General features: G+C 48.4%; 18 protein-coding genes. All 18 read right to left on the minus strand.

All coding sequences use genetic code 11. From position 1 onward, the window contains the following. Nucleotides 1–3 precede the first annotated feature (3 nt). Nucleotides 4–309 (minus strand): L7Ae/L30e/S12e/Gadd45 family ribosomal protein, encoded by a 306-nt coding sequence (locus tag ACZOWY_RS03235; RefSeq protein ID WP_484392838.1) that lies wholly within the window; start codon nt 307–309, stop codon nt 4–6. Further along, nucleotides 302–568 carry an RNase P modulator RnpM gene (rnpM, locus tag ACZOWY_RS03240; protein WP_093731108.1) on the minus strand — a complete coding sequence of 89 codons (267 nt, stop codon included), beginning with the start codon at nt 566–568 and terminating at the stop codon, nt 302–304. Before rnpM ends, ACZOWY_RS03235 begins: the two co-directional genes overlap by 8 nt. Continuing rightward, nucleotides 565–1,638, minus strand: coding sequence for a transcription termination factor NusA (gene nusA, locus ACZOWY_RS03245; RefSeq protein WP_484392841.1), 1,074 nt, complete (start codon nt 1,636–1,638; stop codon nt 565–567). The genes rnpM and nusA overlap by 4 nt, the downstream gene beginning before the upstream one ends. Nucleotides 1,639–1,653: 15 nt before the next feature. Then, nucleotides 1,654–2,130, minus strand: coding sequence for a ribosome maturation factor RimP (locus ACZOWY_RS03250; protein WP_484392843.1), 477 nt, complete (start codon nt 2,128–2,130; stop codon nt 1,654–1,656). A 214-nt stretch (nt 2,131–2,344) separates the two neighbouring features. Continuing rightward, a complete protein-coding gene (locus tag ACZOWY_RS03255; RefSeq protein ID WP_484392844.1) occupies nt 2,345–6,079 on the minus strand; it encodes a PolC-type DNA polymerase III in 3,735 nt (1,244 codons plus the stop codon). 20 nt (nt 6,080–6,099) lie between these two features. Further along, nucleotides 6,100–6,756 (minus strand): MgtC/SapB family protein, encoded by a 657-nt coding sequence (locus ACZOWY_RS03260; protein WP_484392846.1) that lies wholly within the window; start codon nt 6,754–6,756, stop codon nt 6,100–6,102. A gap of 79 nt (nt 6,757–6,835) precedes the next feature. Beyond that, on the minus strand, nt 6,836–8,548 hold the full coding sequence (locus ACZOWY_RS03265; RefSeq protein ID WP_484392850.1) for a proline--tRNA ligase: 1,713 nt from the start codon (nt 8,546–8,548) through the stop codon (nt 6,836–6,838). After that, nucleotides 8,549–9,619 carry a flavodoxin-dependent (E)-4-hydroxy-3-methylbut-2-enyl-diphosphate synthase gene (gene ispG / locus ACZOWY_RS03270; protein ID WP_484392854.1) on the minus strand — a complete coding sequence of 357 codons (1,071 nt, stop codon included), beginning with the start codon at nt 9,617–9,619 and terminating at the stop codon, nt 8,549–8,551. It abuts the gene before it with no gap. Nucleotides 9,620–9,675: 56 nt separating this feature from the next. Next, the gene (gene rseP, locus ACZOWY_RS03275) at nt 9,676–10,695 is read right to left on the minus strand and encodes an RIP metalloprotease RseP (RefSeq protein WP_484392858.1); all 1,020 of its coding nucleotides are present in this window, start codon (nt 10,693–10,695) and stop codon (nt 9,676–9,678) included. A gap of 60 nt (nt 10,696–10,755) precedes the next feature. After that, nucleotides 10,756–11,943 carry a 1-deoxy-D-xylulose-5-phosphate reductoisomerase gene (locus ACZOWY_RS03280; RefSeq protein ID WP_484392861.1) on the minus strand — a complete coding sequence of 396 codons (1,188 nt, stop codon included), beginning with the start codon at nt 11,941–11,943 and terminating at the stop codon, nt 10,756–10,758. 77 nt (nt 11,944–12,020) lie between these two features. Further along, a complete protein-coding gene (locus ACZOWY_RS03285) occupies nt 12,021–12,851 on the minus strand; it encodes a phosphatidate cytidylyltransferase (protein WP_484392863.1) in 831 nt (276 codons plus the stop codon). Nucleotides 12,852–12,869: 18 nt separating this feature from the next. After that, entirely contained in the window at nt 12,870–13,655 is a 786-nt protein-coding gene (locus ACZOWY_RS03290) for an isoprenyl transferase (RefSeq protein ID WP_484392865.1), read from the minus strand. A gap of 75 nt (nt 13,656–13,730) precedes the next feature. Next, on the minus strand, nt 13,731–13,907 hold the full coding sequence (locus ACZOWY_RS03295; RefSeq protein WP_093730815.1) for a 4Fe-4S binding protein: 177 nt from the start codon (nt 13,905–13,907) through the stop codon (nt 13,731–13,733). After that, a complete protein-coding gene (locus ACZOWY_RS03300; protein ID WP_484392867.1) occupies nt 13,897–14,121 on the minus strand; it encodes an RNA-3-phosphate cyclase in 225 nt (74 codons plus the stop codon). The genes ACZOWY_RS03295 and ACZOWY_RS03300 overlap by 11 nt, the downstream gene beginning before the upstream one ends. A gap of 3 nt (nt 14,122–14,124) precedes the next feature. Beyond that, nucleotides 14,125–14,688 carry a ribosome recycling factor gene (gene frr / locus ACZOWY_RS03305; protein ID WP_484392868.1) on the minus strand — a complete coding sequence of 188 codons (564 nt, stop codon included), beginning with the start codon at nt 14,686–14,688 and terminating at the stop codon, nt 14,125–14,127. A gap of 2 nt (nt 14,689–14,690) precedes the next feature. Further along, nucleotides 14,691–15,416 carry a UMP kinase gene (gene pyrH / locus ACZOWY_RS03310; protein ID WP_484392869.1) on the minus strand — a complete coding sequence of 242 codons (726 nt, stop codon included), beginning with the start codon at nt 15,414–15,416 and terminating at the stop codon, nt 14,691–14,693. A 147-nt stretch (nt 15,417–15,563) separates the two neighbouring features. Next, nucleotides 15,564–16,445, minus strand: a complete 882-nt coding sequence (tsf, locus tag ACZOWY_RS03315) for a translation elongation factor Ts (protein ID WP_484392872.1) — start codon at nt 16,443–16,445, stop codon at nt 15,564–15,566. 126 nt (nt 16,446–16,571) lie between these two features. Beyond that, nucleotides 16,572–17,315, minus strand: a complete 744-nt coding sequence (gene rpsB / locus ACZOWY_RS03320) for a 30S ribosomal protein S2 (RefSeq protein WP_484392876.1) — start codon at nt 17,313–17,315, stop codon at nt 16,572–16,574. Nucleotides 17,316–17,426 lie beyond the last annotated feature (111 nt).

Raw genomic sequence — 17,426 nt, forward strand, 5'->3', positions numbered from 1 at the left:
ATATCACACGTTCCATTTTTTCATAATTAATCCGGCAAACCCTTTGTCCAGTACAGCAACCGCTGCGCGGGGTGCTTTTCCGATACAGAGTCCCAATTCAGTCCGCTGCATACAGAAGATAACAGGTACAGATGCTTTTTCTGCCTGGAACTTCAGTTCCTTTACCGTATTGGGAGAGGCATCCGTGGCGATGAGCAGAAGCTTTGCCTTGCCTCCCAGCAGCGCATCTTTCACACCAAGATCCCCGGAGGAAAGTTTACCGGCCTTCTGCGCCAGGCCTAACGCGCCTGCCACGTCTTTTTCACTCATGTTTCATTTCCTCCAGAAGCTTTTTGTACACGTCATCATTCACCTGTTTTTCCAGGGCTTTTTCCAGCCGGTGCGCTTTGTACGCTTTGGTTATGCATTCCTTATCCGGACATACATACGCGCCGCGGCCTGCTTTTTTGCCGGTCAGGTCTAACGAAATATCTCCTTCGGGAGAACGGACAACGCGAATCAGTTCCTTTTTGGACTTCATCTCCCCGCAGCCAACGCATTTACGCTGTGGGATCTTTTTAACTTTCACGCTTCTTCACCGCTCCCTTCCTGGACCGCCTCATCGTGATCTGCCTGAGATTCCGGTTTGATATCTATTTTCCAGCCGGTCAGTTTGGCAGCCAGACGGGCATTCTGCCCTTCTTTGCCAATGGCCAGCGAAAGCTGGTAATCAGGAACGACAACCCAGCAGATTTTTTCTGTCTCACTGGCGACGGCGCTGACCACCTGGGCAGGCGACAACGCGTTAGCCACATACTGTGCCGGGTCCGTATTATATTTGACAATATCGATTTTTTCACCGCGCAGTTCATTCACGATATTCTGCACGCGCATTCCTTTGTGACCTACACAGGAGCCTACCGGATCAACCTTTTCGTCATTGGAGAAGACAGCGATCTTGGAACGCATTCCCGCTTCCCTGGCGATGGATTTCAGTTCCACGATACCGTCATGGATTTCGGGAACTTCCAGTTCGAACAGCCGCTTTAACAGGCCGGGATGTGTGCGGGACAACATGATCTGGGGACCTTTGCCGGTCTTTTTCACTTCGATGATATAAAACTTCATCCGGTCATGGGGCAGATACCGTTCGCCGGGAACCTGTTCATTGGCCATTAACAGGCCTTCCGTCGATCCCAGATCAACGTATACCGTACCCCGTTCTACACGCTGGATCGAACCGTTGACAATATCATCTTCCCGTTCAGAAAATTTATCGTAGACCATGTTCCGCTCCGCTTCCCGGATGCGCTGCATAATGATCTGTTTGGCATTCTGTACTGCGACACGGCTGAAATTCTTCGGAAAAACTTCCTGCTCTACAATATCGCCCAGAATATAATTGGGATTCATTTTAACGGCTTCTTCCAGTGAAATCTCATCGTGGGGTTTCACTACCTGCTCCACTACCCTGCGCTGTTCAAATACATGGAACTCTCCGGTCTCTTTTGACATTTCCACACGCACATTCTGGGAACTGTCATAATTTTTTTTGTATGCGCTTACGACAGCTTCTTCTACAGCCTGAAATAATACATCCGAATTGATACCTTTTTCTTTTCCTAATGCTTCAATTGCCAATACGAACTCTGAACTCACTTTTTCTGTTCCTCCTTAAAAATCAATGTGCGGTCTGATGACTGCAATCAGTTTACGTTCTATAATAACCGGATTTTTTTCTTCTTTGCCTTTACTGATCCGTTTCACTTCAATTTCCGTTGCGGTATGCGAACACAGTATGCCTGTCATTTCCTTATTTCCGTCGAAGGGAGAAAAGAACTGTATGTCAACTTTCTTTCCGTAATTCGCTTCATAATCCGTATCCTTTTTCAGGGGACGGTCAATGCCCGGAGAGGATACTTCCAGATAATACTTTTCTTTGATCGGATCCCGTTCATCCAAAACTTCTGCCAGTTTTTCGCTTACATACTGGCAGTCATCTATCTCTATACCCTCTGGTTTGTCAATAAAGATACGGAGATACCAGTCTTTTTCACGCACATATTCCACGTCAACCAGCGTAATATCCGTGTCTTCCAGTATCGGCATGACCAGTTCGGTTATATATTTCTCCACTTCCTCACGTTTCATAGCTTCACTCCCTGTATAAAATATTCCAATATAACGAAAGAGCGGGTTTTGCGCCCACTCTTTCTCAGTACTTCATAAATTTTCTTTACATATTATAACATTAAAAATCATAATTGCAAACTGTTTTTCAAGATTCTTCCGGGAAAATTCGTCCGGTCAAAGAATCTTGCGCCTTTAGCCTTTACAAACTTCTTTTGGGTTTTGCAACAGAGGGTTAAGAGAAACTGAACAGATCCATCTGGTTGCTGACCGGCAGATTTCCTAACGCGCCGTAATCTGCCAGCGCATCCAACGCCGTCTGCCCCACATGTCCCAGTTCTTCTTCTTCCGGCAGAAGCTCTTTACGTCTGGCGATTTTATCTGTTACGCCTTGTTCCGTCTGCCTGCAGCACGACAGCAGATCCTCCTGTGAAATAAAATCACGCGGATTATTCTTTACCGTTAAAGAAAGGGTCTTTGCAGCACCTTTCCCTACCCCCGGCAGGCAGCATAACGGAATACGGATCCCTTTTTCGTCTTCCGGACGGAACTGGAATGCATGGGATTTGTACAAATCAATCGGATAAAAGACAAATCCCCTTGCCAGCATCTCCAAAACCAGCTGCAGGTAAATCACGTTGTCTTTATCTACCGCTTTCGCTTCCTTGCCTTGCAGGTCGACAGTTTTAATATATTGCCTGATATACGCTTCTCCTTTGGCGATATATGTTGCATCCACATCGGCCCGCTGGGAAAAATAAGCAGCATAATAGGCCAGCGGATAGTGTACCTTGCAATAGGCGATCCGGTACGCATTCAAAACATATGCTACTGCATGCGCTTTTGGAAATAAATACTGGACCGTTTCGCAGGATTTCATATACCATTCAGGCACATGGGCCTTTTCCATCGCTTCCCGCATTGCCGGCTCCAGTCCTTTTTTCGCAGCCTTGCCTTTACGTACATACTCCATGGTTTTGAACGCAATGGCCGGGTCCACGCCTTTTGCTATCAGGGAAGTCATCACGTCATCCCGGGTAGAAATGGTCTGCTCTACCGGGTGTCCGGATTCAATCAGATCTTTCGCATTGCCTATCCACACATTCGTGCCGTGGGAATAACCGGACACACGGACAATATCGCTGAAAAGTTTAGGCTTCAGTTCATGGATCATGTCCAGTGTAAAACGGGTCCCGCACTCCGGTATCCCCAGTGTCCCGACGTTTGTCCCGATCTGTTCCGGGGTAACGCCCAGTTTCTCGGTGGAAGAAAAGATAGACATAGTATCCGGATCCCCAACCGGGATATCCATTGCGTTTATGCCGGTAAACTCTTCCAGGCGTTTAATCATGGTGGGGTCTACGTGACCCAGGATATCCAGTTTTACCAGCCGGTCATTAATGGAATGGTAATCGTAATGCGTAGTGATGATACTGCTGTTTTTATCGTCAGCCGGATGACTCATTGGGGTGATATAGTGGATATCCATATCCCTCGGGATGACCATGATCCCGGCCGGATGCTGGCCTGTTGTACGCTTTACCCCGTTCAGGCCGTCGATGAAGCTTTCCACATAGGCCGGGTGGGCCGGAATATTATGTTCTTCAAAATATTTTTTTGCATAGGACCAGGCGGTCTTCGGTGCAACCGTGGCAATCGTTCCGGCGCGGCACACATTATCCCGTCCGAACAATTCCTCCGTATATTTATGTGCCCTGTGCTGATATTCATCAGAAAAATTCAGGTCAATATCGGGTACTTTATCCCCATGGAATCCCATAAATACAGCAAACGGAATATTATGGCCGTCCCGGGCCATATCCGTTCCGCATTCGGGACAGGCCTTGGGAGGCATATCAAACCCGCTGGCATATTCATTGTTCTCAAAAAATTCTGTGTGGCGGCATTTCGGGCAGCGGTAATGGGGAATCAGCGGATTCACTTCCGTAATATCTGTCATGCAGGCAACCAGGCTGGAACCGACCGATCCCCGGGAACCGACCAGATACCCTTCATCCATGGAATGCTTTACCAGCTTATGGGCAATATCATACAAAACAGCATACCCGTGGCCGACAATGGCATCCATCTCCATTTTCAGACGGTCTTCCACCACTTTTGGCAATACATCGCCATAATACCGGTGGGCTTTTTCATAGCATAAGCTGACGATTTCTTCTTCAGCTCCCGGAAGGACAGGCGAATACAGCTGATCCCGGTCCGGAACCGGTTTGATCCGGCTGATCTGGTCCGCAATCCGATTCGGATTGGTTACACAGACCTCGTAGGCGGTATCTTTATCGAAATACGTGAATTCTGCCAGCATCTCCTCTGTTGTCCGGAAATACAGGGGCGCCTGCATGTCAGCATCGTGATAGCCCTGGCTGTATTGCAGTATTGCACGCGTCTTGGCGTCTTCCGGATTCAGAAAATGGGAATCGCAGGTTGCTACACACAGTTTTCCCAGTTTTTTTGCCAGCCGGTAAATCAGCTTGTTGTGCTCAATAAGCTGTTCATGGCTGAAACGTCCTTCCCGTTCCAGAAACGCATTATTGCCCAGCGGCTGTATTTCAAGATAATCGTAAAAGTCAGCAATCTGCAGTAATTCTTCTTCGGTCTTTCCCTGTTCAATCGCCTGGTATAATTCGCCGATTTCGCAGGCACTGCCTAATAAAAGTCCTTCCCGCAATTCTTCCAGTATACTGCGGGGGATCAGCGGACGGGCATGGACTCCGGAACCGTTCTGATAGCTCAGATGGGACAGCGTGACCAGTTTGTACAAATTGCGCAGCCCGGTATAATTTTTTGCCAGGATGATAATATGATTGGAGCGGATTTTGTTCGCATGCGGCAAACCTTCCCGTAAAATTTTCCCGTTTTCATCACTGGTCAGGTATCCTTCACAACCGTAAATCAGTTTGAGATCGCTGCCGGCCTCTTCTACCGCATCGGCACAGAAGGGAAACGCCTGTATTACGCCATGATCTGTAATTGCCAGCGCCTTGTGACCAAAACGGATCGCCGTCTTTACCAGATCTGTCATTGGCGTGATCGCATCCAGCTTGCTCATTTTTGTGTGGCAATGCAGTTCTACCCGCTTGACAGGCGCATTATCTTCTCGTTGTTTTACTTCAATTTTTTTGATGGCAATGGGCGTAAAGGTCATGGCATCATGATTATACTGATCCGGCTCTGCATTGCCCAGCAGTTGCAACTCCAGTCCGGCCTTCAGCTGCTTTTTAAACCCGTTTCCTTCATCATGGTCATCAAAAAACAGTTTTACATAGATGCCGCCGTCTGCGTCAATTACATTGAATAAAACCAGTAAACGGGAAGAGTCTTTATTCCGTCCCCGAACCTCCCGTTCTGTGTAAGGGACAAGTTTATCGTCTTTATCCCGCTGGGTCCCTATGTGTCCCTGGATCACGATGTGACGGCGGGCTTCTGTCAGTTTGTTTAACGGGACGATTTCGTCTGCTTTAAAGTTCTTGCCAAACAGGCACCCATCCGCATACTTTTTCCCATATAAAGCATTATACGCCTGAATATAGGATTCGTCCTCTTCGAATCCGGAATCCGGCTCACATTCTGCGTCCGGAGGCGGTTCTTCTACAGGGACATCCTGATAATAATCCGCAGGAGGTTCGTTTCCAATATCGTCAGAAATGCTTTCCGATACCGGTTCTGTAACCGTCTGTGGTAATGCGGCCTGATTCTGTATCGTTTTCCAGTAAATGTTTTTTAAAGCAAACACAGATTTAAACCGGTCTGCCAGCGTATCCAGGCAATGGGGATCGACCGGTTTCAAGGAAGAATACTCTAATTCCCAGCTGTTATCCGCTTCATTGATCCATATTTTACGGATACTGATGAATTTCAAATCAGAACTAAGACCTTCTGGTAAAGAAAAAGAACGGAAGAAAGAATGGATTTCTTCCGCATCAGGCACTAAATAATAAGAGGGGTTCATACTCTTTTCCTCTCAAAAATCTATCCTATGTTCTCAATCGACTTGATTCCTTCAATCTGCTGCAGCCCGTCCATAATCATGCCCAGCTCCAGCTCTTTGTTGAATTTAAGATATAACTCAAGCACGACAGTATTGTTTAAGGAACTGTTCTGGACATTAATCGTTTTTACGGTAACATTGTTCCGGGCAAGAAAAGCAGCGACCCGCGCCACAATTCCCGGAGAATTTAAGGCTACAACCCGGAGATATTTTTTGTCGGATTTACTGTTTGCGACAGCGAACCGTTTTTCCACGCTGTGAAATGTTGTCAGTGTTATAAAAGTAATTATCGTTGCGGCAACACCTACAAAATACATGCCGGCCCCCGTGGCCAGGCCGATGGCGGAAATCATCCAGAGGCTGGCCGCCGTAGTCAGACCCCGTACAGTTATGCCTTCATGTAAAATCGTGCCTGCACCCAGAAAACCGATGCCGCTTACAACCTGCGCCGCAATTCGTGCGGAGTCCCGGTTCTTCGGATACTCAAAAGGCACCTTGTCAAATCCTTCGAATCCGTACATGGACACCAGCATGATGAGAGCGGAACCGGCACAGACCAGGATATGTGTGCGAAATCCGGCAGGACGGTCCCCGCTGCCCCGTTCCATGCCGACAATGCCGCCCAGTACGGCTGCCAAGATCAGCCGGAACACAATTTCAAATTGTATGGAATTTGAAAAATGATTCAGCCATGCTTCCACGTTAATCACCCCGGAATTATTTCTTCAGTTCTTCCAATAAGTCTTTGATCCCCTCAACATAGTCATCCGCTGATAACATTCTTGTTTCCCCGTTTTTGCGGATTTTCACTTCAATCTGTCCGTTATCTAACGTCTTTTTACCGATTACAACGCGAACAGGATAACCGATCAGGTCTGCGTCCTTGAATTTGACGCCCGGCCGTTCGTCCCGGTCATCCAGAATGACTTCGATACCTGCCTTTTTAAGCGTATTGTAAATGGAAAAAGCTTTTACCTTTACTGTTTCGTCTTTAATGTTGATAGGAACGACGATTACATGGAACGGGGCGATTTCCACCGGCCAGATGATGCCGTCCTTGTCATTGTTCTGTTCGACGGCCGCCGCCATGGTCCGGCTTACGCCGATACCGTAGCAGCCCATATACATGGGTTTTGCTTTTCCGTTTTCATCCAGATATGTCGCGTTCAGCTTTTCACTGTATTTGGTGAACAGTTTGAAGACCTGCCCTACTTCAATCCCGCGGGCTTTGGCTATCCTGCCGCCGCAGTGCGGACAGGGATCCCCTTCCTGCATCAGCCGGATATCCGCCACATATGTGGGCGTAAAATCCCGTCCGGGATTCACATTGATAAAATGATAGCCCTCTTCGTTTGCGCCGCAGCAGAAATTATGCATCTGCATCACGCTCTGGTCGCAGACAATGATAACTTTTTCCGGATCCAGTCCGCAGGGGCCCATGTATCCGCCGGTCGTTCCCGCTGAGGCCAGCATTTCGGCCGGGGCCATTTCCACATTGTTCACGCCACAGGTGTTGATGACTTTGATTTCATTCACTTCATGGTCGCCCCTCACAAAGCAGAGGATCAGGCCCTTTTCACTCTGGTAGGCAACAGCCTTGATGGATTTTTCCACGGGGGCCTTCAGATATGCGCACACGTCCGCAATGGTCTTGCAGTCCGGTGTGGAAACCTTCTCTTTCGGCAGTGCGTCTTCAGCCGGTGCTTCGATCAGGTTCAGTTCTGCTTTTTCGGTGTCGGCAGCATAATCGCACTGGGTGCAGTAACTGATTTCCGCTTCGCCGGAATCTGCCAACACCATGAATTCATGGGAGCCGCTGCCACCGATAGCGCCGCTGTCCGCTTCTACAGGACGGAATGAAAGACCGCAACGGTTAAAGATGTTGGTATATGCGTCATACATATCCTGATAGGATTTGTTCAGTCCTTCTTCGTCTTTGTCAAAGGTGTACGCGTCTTTCATGATAAATTCGCGGCTGCGCATCAGCCCGAAGCGGGGACGCCGTTCGTCCCGGAATTTATCCTGGATCTGATACAGGGAAAGCGGCAGCTGGCGGTACGAGTTCACATCCATATGGGCCAGCGTGGTGATCATTTCTTCATGGGTAGGTCCCAGACAATAATCGTGTCCGTGACGGTCTTTTAAGCGCCACATCTCTGCGCCGTACACATCCCAGCGGCCGCTCTGCTGCCAGATTTCCGCCGGCTGCACAATCGGCATTAAGATTTCCTGGGAGTCGATGGCATTCAGTTCTTCCCGGATGATCGTTTCAATTTTCTGCAGTACACGCTGGGCCAGCGGCAGGTACGAATACATTCCCGTTGCCGATTTGCGCATATAACCGGCTCGCAACATCAGTTTGTGGCTGGGGATTTCTGCTTCTGCCGGAACTTCACGTAACGTAGGTGCGTATAATTTGCTGACTAACATTTATTTATTCTTCCTCTCATCTAAAATTTTATCAATCTCATCAAACAATTCATTTACCAGACAGTTTTCCGGAACTTTTTTGATCACTTGTCCCTTTCGGAAGACAAGGCCTTCCCCTTTGCCTCCGGCGATTCCCACATCGGCTTCCCTGGCTTCGCCGGGCCCGTTTACGATACAGCCCATGACAGCGACGCTGATGGGTTCCCTGATATCCGCCAGCCGGGCTTCCACAGTGGTTGCCAGGTTTTCCAGATCGATACTGGTCCGTCCGCAGGTAGGACAACTGATCAGCGTCGGTCCGTAGATACGAAGTCCTAATGACTTTAAGATTTCAAAACCGGCCTTTACTTCATTCACCGGGTCGCCTGTCAGGGAAACGCGGATCGTATCGCCGATTCCTTCCGCCAGCAGTGTCCCGATCCCCACAGCAGATTTAATGATACCCGAATGAACCGTACCGGCCTCCGTAATACCTACATGCAGCGGGTAATCGCACTGGGATGCCAGCAACCGGTATGCTTCCAAAGTAAGAGGCACATCATGGCATTTCAGGGAGATCTTAATGTTGCGGTAATCCATCTCTTCCAGAATATGAATGTGACGCCACGCCGCTTCAACCAGCGCGTCCGCCGTAGGATGTCCGTATTTTTCCAGCAGGTCTTTCGGCAGAGAACCTGCATTGACACCGATTCGGATCGGAATGCCTTTTGGCTTGGCAGCCTCAACCACTGCCCTGACCTTTTCCGTCCCCCCTATGTTGCCGGGATTGAGCCGAAGGCCGTGCACACCGGACTCGATTGCCTGAAGGGCCAGCCGATAATCAAAATGAATATCGGCGATGACAGGGATCGGACTCCCTTTCACAATATTTTCCAGGGCGTTTGCTGCTTCCATATCGGGAACGGCGCAGCGAATAATATCGCAGCCTGCATCTGCCAGTTTGCGAATCTGCTGCAACGTTGCCTGTACATCCTGCGTTTTTGTGTTCGTCATGGACTGTACTGCAACAGGCGCATTACCGCCGACTGCAACGGGACCGACATGGATCTGCCGGGTAAATCTGCGTTTCATAGGTCACCTTCTTACAAATTTGTTTTACACTTTATCTCAGTCATGCATTACCATAATCACCGTGTCAGGTCTTTAAAGGTCGCAAAGAGGGTGATCGCCAGAATCATGGCCACACCGACCTTCTGAATGTTCTGCATCGCAGTCTTGCCCAGTTTATGTCCGGTTACTGCTTCGATTAATAAAATCAGGAAATGACCGCCATCCAGTGCCGGCAGCGGTAACAGGTTGATGATGGCAAGATTCAGGCTCAACATGGCAGTAAACTGCAACAGCATATCAAATCCCTTATGGGCTACCTGCCCTGCCATTTTGGCTACGCCTACCGGGCCGGATAATTCCGCTTTTGCTTTGCCTGTCACCATGTGGTACAGGGAAGCATACATATTTTTAATGATATTTTTGGTAGCCGTTACAGAAGAAACCGCAGCCTGCCACGGTGTCAGCTGCACCTTTTTCAGAGAGGACACCACACCGATAAAGGGTTTCCCGGTTTCCGGATTCAAACCGGGGGTTACTGTTATTGTCAGCTTTTCCTGGTTTCTCTGAATTTCAAAAGGAACCGGTTTTGTTCCCGCATCCGCAATACTGTTCCGAATATCCAGCCAGTTATTGACGGGCTTACCGTTGATTGTAAGGATCCTGTCCCCTTCTTTTAATCCGCTTTGGGCAGCCGGGTAGCCTTCTACAATTTGCCCAAGGATTGGCTTATTTTCCGGAACTTCCATCCCGAATGCCAGAAAAAGGCCAAAGAAGATCAATACAGGTAACAGAAAATTCATCAGGGAACCGGCTAAAATCACCAGCATCCGGGATGTAACCGGTTTGGAATTAAAGCCCCGTTCCAAATCCTCCGGGTCTTCCGGATCCATTCCTGCGATCTTATTATAGCCGCCCAACGGAAGCATACGCAGAGAGTACAGTGTTTCCCCATCCTGCTGCTGATAAATCTTCGGGCCGAAGCCTATGGAAAACTCCTCAACCTTCATCCCGGTTAATTTGGCAGTGATGAAATGTCCGAATTCATGGACCGTAACTAAAATACCAAACACAAAAATACAAGCTAATACAGTTAACAAAAGTGAATCTCCTTAACAAAAAATTAATGTAACTATTATAAATCCGCAAAATAAAAGAACTTACCGTTGCCGGATCATTTCCTTTGTGATAATACGGATCTTACGGTCTGTTTCTTCAATTTCTTCCAGACAGGGATCCGGGATCATAACGTGGGAACCGACTACACGTTTCACGATTTCCGGTATATCCAGGTATGCAATTTTTCCCTCTAAAAATGCCGTAACGCATTCTTCGTTTGCCGCATTAAAGGCGCAGGGCAGGCTGCCTGCCGCTTTGCCGCATTCAATGGCAATCTGCAGGGACGGAAATGCTTCCCCGTCAGGCGCTTCAAAAGTCAGGCTTTTGCATTTTAACAAATCAAGCTGGCCAAAGCTGCAATCATACCGTTGCGGATAGGAAAGCGCGTACTGGATCGGCAGCTTCATATCGGGCAGGCCTAACTGGGCGATCACTGCGCCATCATTGAATTCTACGAGAGAATGAACTATGCTCTGGGGATGGATCACCACATCGATTTTCTCATAGGGCATATTAAACAGCCAGTGAGCTTCCATGACTTCCAGCCCTTTGTTGGCCAGTGTCGAGCTGTCGATGGTAACCTTTTTCCCCATGCTCCAGTTTGGATGTTTAAGGCATTGGGCAAGGGTAACATGTTTTAATTCTTCCCTTGTTTTTCCGCGGAACGGACCACCGGATGCTGTCAGGATCAGTCTTTTCACTTCGCTGGTATCCCTGCCCTTTTCAGCAAATGTGAGACAGGGATGATACCCGCCCCGCAGCGACTGGAAAATGGCGCTGTGTTCACTGTCTACCGGCAGAAGGGTTACGTTATTATCTTTTACCGCCTGCATGACAATATGCCCGGCAGCTACCAGCGTTTCCTTGTTTGCAAGCGCGATATCTTTACCGGCTTTAATGGCGGCCAGCGTCGGGCGAAGGCCTGCATATCCGACCATGGCGCCTAGCACAGTATCTGTGTTTTCATACGTAGCAACAGCAAGCAGGCCTTCCTGCCCGCCCAAAATTTCTGTTTTCCCATGATACTGTTTCCGTAATTCGGCAGCCGCATCTTTGTCTGTCAATACTGCCAGATCCGGATGAAAATCTTCAATCTGACGCAACATAAGAGCGACATTCGTATGCGCTGCCAATGCGCGGATCTTCAGTTTTTCCGGATTGGCAGCTGCCACTTCCAACGTTTGCCTGCCAATGGAACCCGTACTTCCCAATACAGAAATATTTTTCATGATAAGCTCCTGTTTTGCTGATCCGGAACCTGCAGTAAGCCGGACAAATCAGCCGTGTATACCGGAATTATGTATTATTACATTCCCATGAACTTCATTACATAATAGACAGCCGGCACTGCAAACAGCAGACTGTCGAAACGGTCCAGCACGCCGCCGTGGCCGGGAAAGAAGTTCCCGGAATCCTTGATTTCAAAGGAACGCTTCAGTATGGATTCGATCAGGTCTCCTACCGGCGCAAAAAATGCAACGGTCAAACCCAGCATCAACGCAGGTACCAGGCCGGTATGCAGGCCATGATACGCAATTCCCCCGGTTACCGCGAACGCAAAGATAAACCCGGCAATTGCGCCCTCCATGGATTTTTTTGGGCTTACGGAACAGAACCTGTGCTTGCCCAGCGCTATGCCAAAAAAGTAGGCAAAGGTGTCACTGGCCCAGGTGCCCAGCAATACCATCCACAATGCAAGCTCCCCCCGTGAAAAAATCATCCCCATATAATGTACAGTATCCGGGGAATATTCACGGATCAGGGGAATATGCGCAAATAACAGCCCCACATATAACAATGCCATCAGTGAACTGGAAACATGCAGAGGCCAGTTCGTTTCACCGCAGTTGCAATGCCTGTAAAGACCTTCCATCAGGATACCCAGGACTGCAAACGTCAGAACCGGCAAAAAGAATTCGGTTTTACCGGTTCCCGCAGCTGCCAGAAGCAGCATGGACGGAAGCAGGGATGTCACCTTATATGTATGGATATCTTTGGCTCCGGCCATTCTGGCAAATTCCCGCCAGGCAGCCACAGCCAGAATAAAAACAGCGGCAGTGAAAAGTAACCCGCCTCTGGTCACAAGAAAAACAGCAACGGGTATTCCCACAACTGCCGTTAAAATTCGTTTTAACAAAATAATCCAACCTTTGTGTTATTTTTGGACAAGCCCGCCAAACCGGCGTTCCCGTTTCTGATACATCTTTATGGCCTCTACCAGCATGTCCGGCGTAAAGTCTGGCCAGAATACCTGAGTCGTCCAAATCTCAGAATAGGCGATCTGCCATAATAAAAAATTGCTGACCCGCAGATCCCCGCCTGTCCGGATCAGTAAATCCGGGGACGGAAGACCTTTGGAATATAAATTATTTTCAAATACGGAAGCATCGATGTCTTCAATCTTCAGCGTACCATCGGCAACCTGCTGTGCGATAGACCGGACCGCGTGTAAGATCTCCGCCTGCCCGCCGTAATTAATTGCGAGATTTAAAATAATGCCAGTATCGTTTTTAGTTTCTTTAATGGCATGGTCCATCTTTTCTGTTACGATCGGGGGCAGTCCATCTCTTGATCCCATGAACCGTACCTGCACATTGTTTTCCTTAAACTCTTCTATTTCCGAAGAAAGATACCGGCTTAACAGCTCCATAATAAAATGTACTTCTGTTACAGGACGTTTCCAGTTTTCTGTAGAAAATGCATACGCTGTAATCGCTTTTATACCCAGCGTGTCGGCCGCCCGGACAATCGTTTTGAGTGTTTCGGCGCCGACTTTATGCCCCTGTGTACGGATTTTGCCCCGGGCTTTGGCCCAGCGTCCATTACCATCCATGATAATTGCCACATGTGCCGGAATATTATCCATATCAAGACCGTCAACATTCATGGCGACTTTGGCAGGCATGGACCGGATTGGTTTTAAAAATAAAGTATTAAACATAAACGGATATCCTTGTACGTAAAGAAAAATGTGCCTCCCCTCCTGTCGGAACAGAAGGGGAGTTCTTTCCGGAAATTATTCCTGAGAAATAGCGCCAACCGGGCAGTTTGCTGCGCAAGCGCCGCATTCTACACATTCGTCAGCCGTGATCTGATATTTGCCTTCACCGTCTTCTTTCGGTGCGCCCACGGGGCAGGTGCTGGCACAAGTGCCGCATCCTACGCAAGCGTCGGTATCAATTTTATAAGCCATACTCGAGCACCTCCTTTCTCCTCTTCATGATTGTACTCAAAAGTATTTTATGGTCAGTCAGCTCCTGCTGTCTGACAACATATTCTTCCATCTGGCAATTCTCTATCGTCTCATGCCGGTAACCGGAAGAAATACGTACCACCTGATAATCCCGGCCAGAAGCTGCCAGCAGTTTTTCTGCTTCACAAAGAGGCAGGGCAAGAACATCCGGCATAGGTTACACTTCCATAATTTCTTTTTCTTTTGCTTCGATTACTTTGTCGATTTCTTTCATCATTTTGTCAGTCAGCTTCTGAGCTTTATCCTGACCGTCTTTTGAATCGTCTTCCGTAATCTGTTTGGCCTTTTCTGCTTTTTTGATGCCCTCAATAATGTCACGGCGCATATTACGTACACTGACGCGGGCTTCTTCCGTGCGCTTATTGGCCGTTTTGACCAGTTCTTTTCTCCGGTCTTCTGTCAGTTGGGGAAGATTTAACCGGATGACCGAACCGTCTGTGTTGGGATTCAGACCCAGATCCGACGTCATGATTGCCTTGGAAATGGCTTTGATCATGCTTTTTTCCCAAGGGGTGATGACGATCATGCGGGGTTCCGGTACGCCGATATTGGCAACCTGGTTAATGGGTGTCGGGGTTCCGTAATAATCTACCGTAATTTTATTGAGCAGAGCCGGCGTCGCCCTTCCTGCCCGCAGCCCTGCAAGGTCTTCACGAAGATAAGAAACGGTCTTTTTCATTTTCTCTTCGTTCGTTGTTAAGAGTTCTTCAACTGTTGCCATGATCATTTACCTCCTACCGTTGTACCGGTGACTGTTCCCAGTGCGGCTTTCAGGATGTTCCCCTGTGTTTCGATATTAAATACGATAATGGGAATCTTGTTATCCATACATAAGCTGATGGCTGTCGTATCCATCACGCTTAAATGTTTGTTGATGACATCAATATAGTCCAGATAGTCAAACTTCTTTGCTTCCGGATGCGTAGCCGGATCTGCGTCATAAACACCGTCTACCCCGTTCTTGCCCATCAGGATAGCATCCGCCTCAATTTCCGCTGCCCGCAGCGCTGCAGTTGTATCCGTGGAAAAATACGGATTTCCGGTTCCGGCCGCAAAGATCACGACACGTTCCTTTTCCAGATGACGGACAGCCCTGCGACGGATATACGGTTCTGCGATCTGACGCATTTCAATGGCTGTCTGCACCCTTGTCGGCACGCCGATCTGTTCCAGTGCATCCTGCAACGCCAGGGAATTGATCACTGTGGCCAGCATACCCATATAGTCTGCCGTAGCACGGTCCATACCCTTATTGGCACCGGATAATCCGCGCCAGATATTACCGCCGCCGTTTACCACCGCAATCTCCAGCCCGCAATCCAGGACTTCCTTGATTTGTTTTGCGATGGAGTTCACCACGTTCGGGTCAATACCGAACCCTTTTTCTCCCGCGAGCGCTTCTCCGCTCAATTTTAAAACGACACGTCTGTATTTCACTTCATTTGCCACGCCGACACCCTCCTATTATTTTTATAGTCTTCCGCAAACTAAATTCCGGGAAGATGAAACTTGCTGACATTATTCAAATTATTATACCACATTTTGCGGCACAAAAAAAGACTGCAAAAAAAATTGCAGTCTTTCATATCAGGCAAATTATTTTTTAATAAAAGCAGCAACTTCGTCAGCGAAGTTTTCCTGTTTCTTTTCAATTCCTTCGCCTAACTGGAAGCGGGCAAAACGGGAAACATCCGCATTTTTGGATTTCAGCAGCTTGCTGATGGTCAGGTCGCCATCACGAATAAATTCCTGATCTACCAGGCAAACTTCTTTGTAGTACTTATTGATGCGGCCGATAACCATTTTCGCAATGATATTTTCCGGTTTGCCTTCATTGCGGGCCTGTTCAGTCAGGATTTCTTTTTCATGTTCCAATTCAGAAGCGGGAACTTCATTGCGGTTTAAGAACTGAGGGTTGGCAGCTGCGACCTGCATGGCAACATCTTTGCCCAGTTCTGCATCGCCGCCTTTCATATCAACCAGGACGCCGATCTTGCCGCCGCCATGGATATAGCTGTAAACCTTTCCTTCCGCACTTTCAAAACGGGCGAAACGGCGAACGGAAATGTTTTCACCGATCTTGGCGATGGCTTCGGTAACAACGTCTTTCACGGCTTTGCCATCCATTTCGGAAGCCAGAAGAGTCTCAACATCAGCCGGATTGGTCTTTACAATATGGGCAGCAATGGATTTTGCCAGAGCCTGGAAGTTTTCGTTTTTGCCTACGAAGTCGGTTTCGCAGTTAACTTCAACAATTACGCCCACTTTACCGTCTTCTGTAACGTGGGAAACCACAGCGCCTTCCGCAGCAACGCGGCCGGCTTTTTTAGCGGCCTGGGACAGGCCCTTTTCACGCAGAAAGTCGATAGCTTTTTCCATATCGCCTTCCGTAGCTACCAGTGCTTTTTTGCAGTCCATCATGCCTGCACCGGTACGTTCACGCAGTTCTTTAACAATTGCAGCAGTAATCTGAGCCATAAATATCATCCTCCTGTATTTGAAAACATATTACTATTGAGCGGTTATAAATAAAGGGAACCGCAACGGGTTCCCTTTCGAAATCATTACACTGAAGGTTCCCGAAACCGAAAACCAGTTGTAAGATTATTCTGCGTCTGCAGCAGCTTCTTCAGCCGGTGCTTCTGCTGTTTCCGCAGTCTGCTGGCCCTGACGGCCTTCCAGTACGGCATCAGCCATCTTGCTGGCCAGTAAACGTACGGCACGGATGGCGTCATCGTTAGCCGGAATTACATAATCCACTTCATCCGGATCGCAGTTTGTATCAACCGTAGCTACGATAGGAATGTTCAGCTTGCGGGCTTCCAGAACAGCGATGTGTTCTTTGCGGGGATCTACTACGAACAGGGCTGCCGGCAGTTTCTTCATGTCTTTGATGCCGCCCAGGTTCTTGTTCAGTTTTTCCATTTCATGGCGCAGACCCAGTACTTCTTTCTTCGGCAGAACATCAAACGTTCCGTCTTCTTCCATCTTTTCCAGCTGACGCAGACGGGCAACGCGTTTCTGGATGGTCTTGAAGTTGGTCATCATGCCGCCCAGCCAGCGTTCATTAACATAGTACTGGTTGCAGCGTACCGCTTCTTCACGCATGGCTTCCTGTGCCTGCTTCTTCGTGCCGACGAACAGGATGTTGCCGCCGTTCTGTGCGGTTTCGCGAATGAAGTTGTAAGCTTCGTCAACTTTTTTAACGGTCTTCTGCAGGTCGATAATGTAGATACCGTTACGTTCGGTGAAGATGTACTTCGCCATTTTGGGGTTCCAGCGACGGGTCTGATGACCGAAATGTACGCCGGCTTCCAGCAACTGTTTCATGGAAATAATTGTGCTCATGTTTCTTCCTCCTGTTTTTTCCTCCGCAGTCTTCCTTATATTCAGGCTCACCGCTTGCGCGGACAGTACCCATCCGACTGCGTGTGTATTGAAACACTTCAAGCATTATAA

The sequence above is a fragment of the Succiniclasticum sp. genome (assembly GCF_056977735.1).

Excerpts from the sequence above, each read along its gene's own strand:
- ACZOWY_RS03255 (WP_484392844.1), bottom strand. The coding sequence starts at position 6,079 with ATGAACCCCTCTTATTATTTAGTGCCTGATGCGGAAGAAATCCATTCT.
- ACZOWY_RS03235 (WP_484392838.1), bottom strand. The coding sequence starts at position 309 with ATGAGTGAAAAAGACGTGGCAGGCGCGTTAGGCCTGGCGCAGAAGGCC.
- ACZOWY_RS03265 (WP_484392850.1), bottom strand. The coding sequence starts at position 8,548 with ATGTTAGTCAGCAAATTATACGCACCTACGTTACGTGAAGTTCCGGCA.
- tsf (WP_484392872.1), bottom strand. The coding sequence starts at position 16,445 with ATGGCTCAGATTACTGCTGCAATTGTTAAAGAACTGCGTGAACGTACC.
- ispG (WP_484392854.1), bottom strand. The coding sequence starts at position 9,619 with ATGAAACGCAGATTTACCCGGCAGATCCATGTCGGTCCCGTTGCAGTC.
- ACZOWY_RS03300 (WP_484392867.1), bottom strand. The coding sequence starts at position 14,121 with ATGCCGGATGTTCTTGCCCTGCCTCTTTGTGAAGCAGAAAAACTGCTG.
- rpsB (WP_484392876.1), bottom strand. The coding sequence starts at position 17,315 with ATGAGCACAATTATTTCCATGAAACAGTTGCTGGAAGCCGGCGTACAT.
- frr (WP_484392868.1), bottom strand. The coding sequence starts at position 14,688 with ATGGCAACAGTTGAAGAACTCTTAACAACGAACGAAGAGAAAATGAAA.
- ACZOWY_RS03280 (WP_484392861.1), bottom strand. The coding sequence starts at position 11,943 with ATGAAAAATATTTCTGTATTGGGAAGTACGGGTTCCATTGGCAGGCAA.
- ACZOWY_RS03250 (WP_484392843.1), bottom strand. The coding sequence starts at position 2,130 with ATGAAACGTGAGGAAGTGGAGAAATATATAACCGAACTGGTCATGCCG.
- ACZOWY_RS03295 (WP_093730815.1), bottom strand. The coding sequence starts at position 13,907 with ATGGCTTATAAAATTGATACCGACGCTTGCGTAGGATGCGGCACTTGT.
- ACZOWY_RS03290 (WP_484392865.1), bottom strand. The coding sequence starts at position 13,655 with ATGTTTAATACTTTATTTTTAAAACCAATCCGGTCCATGCCTGCCAAA.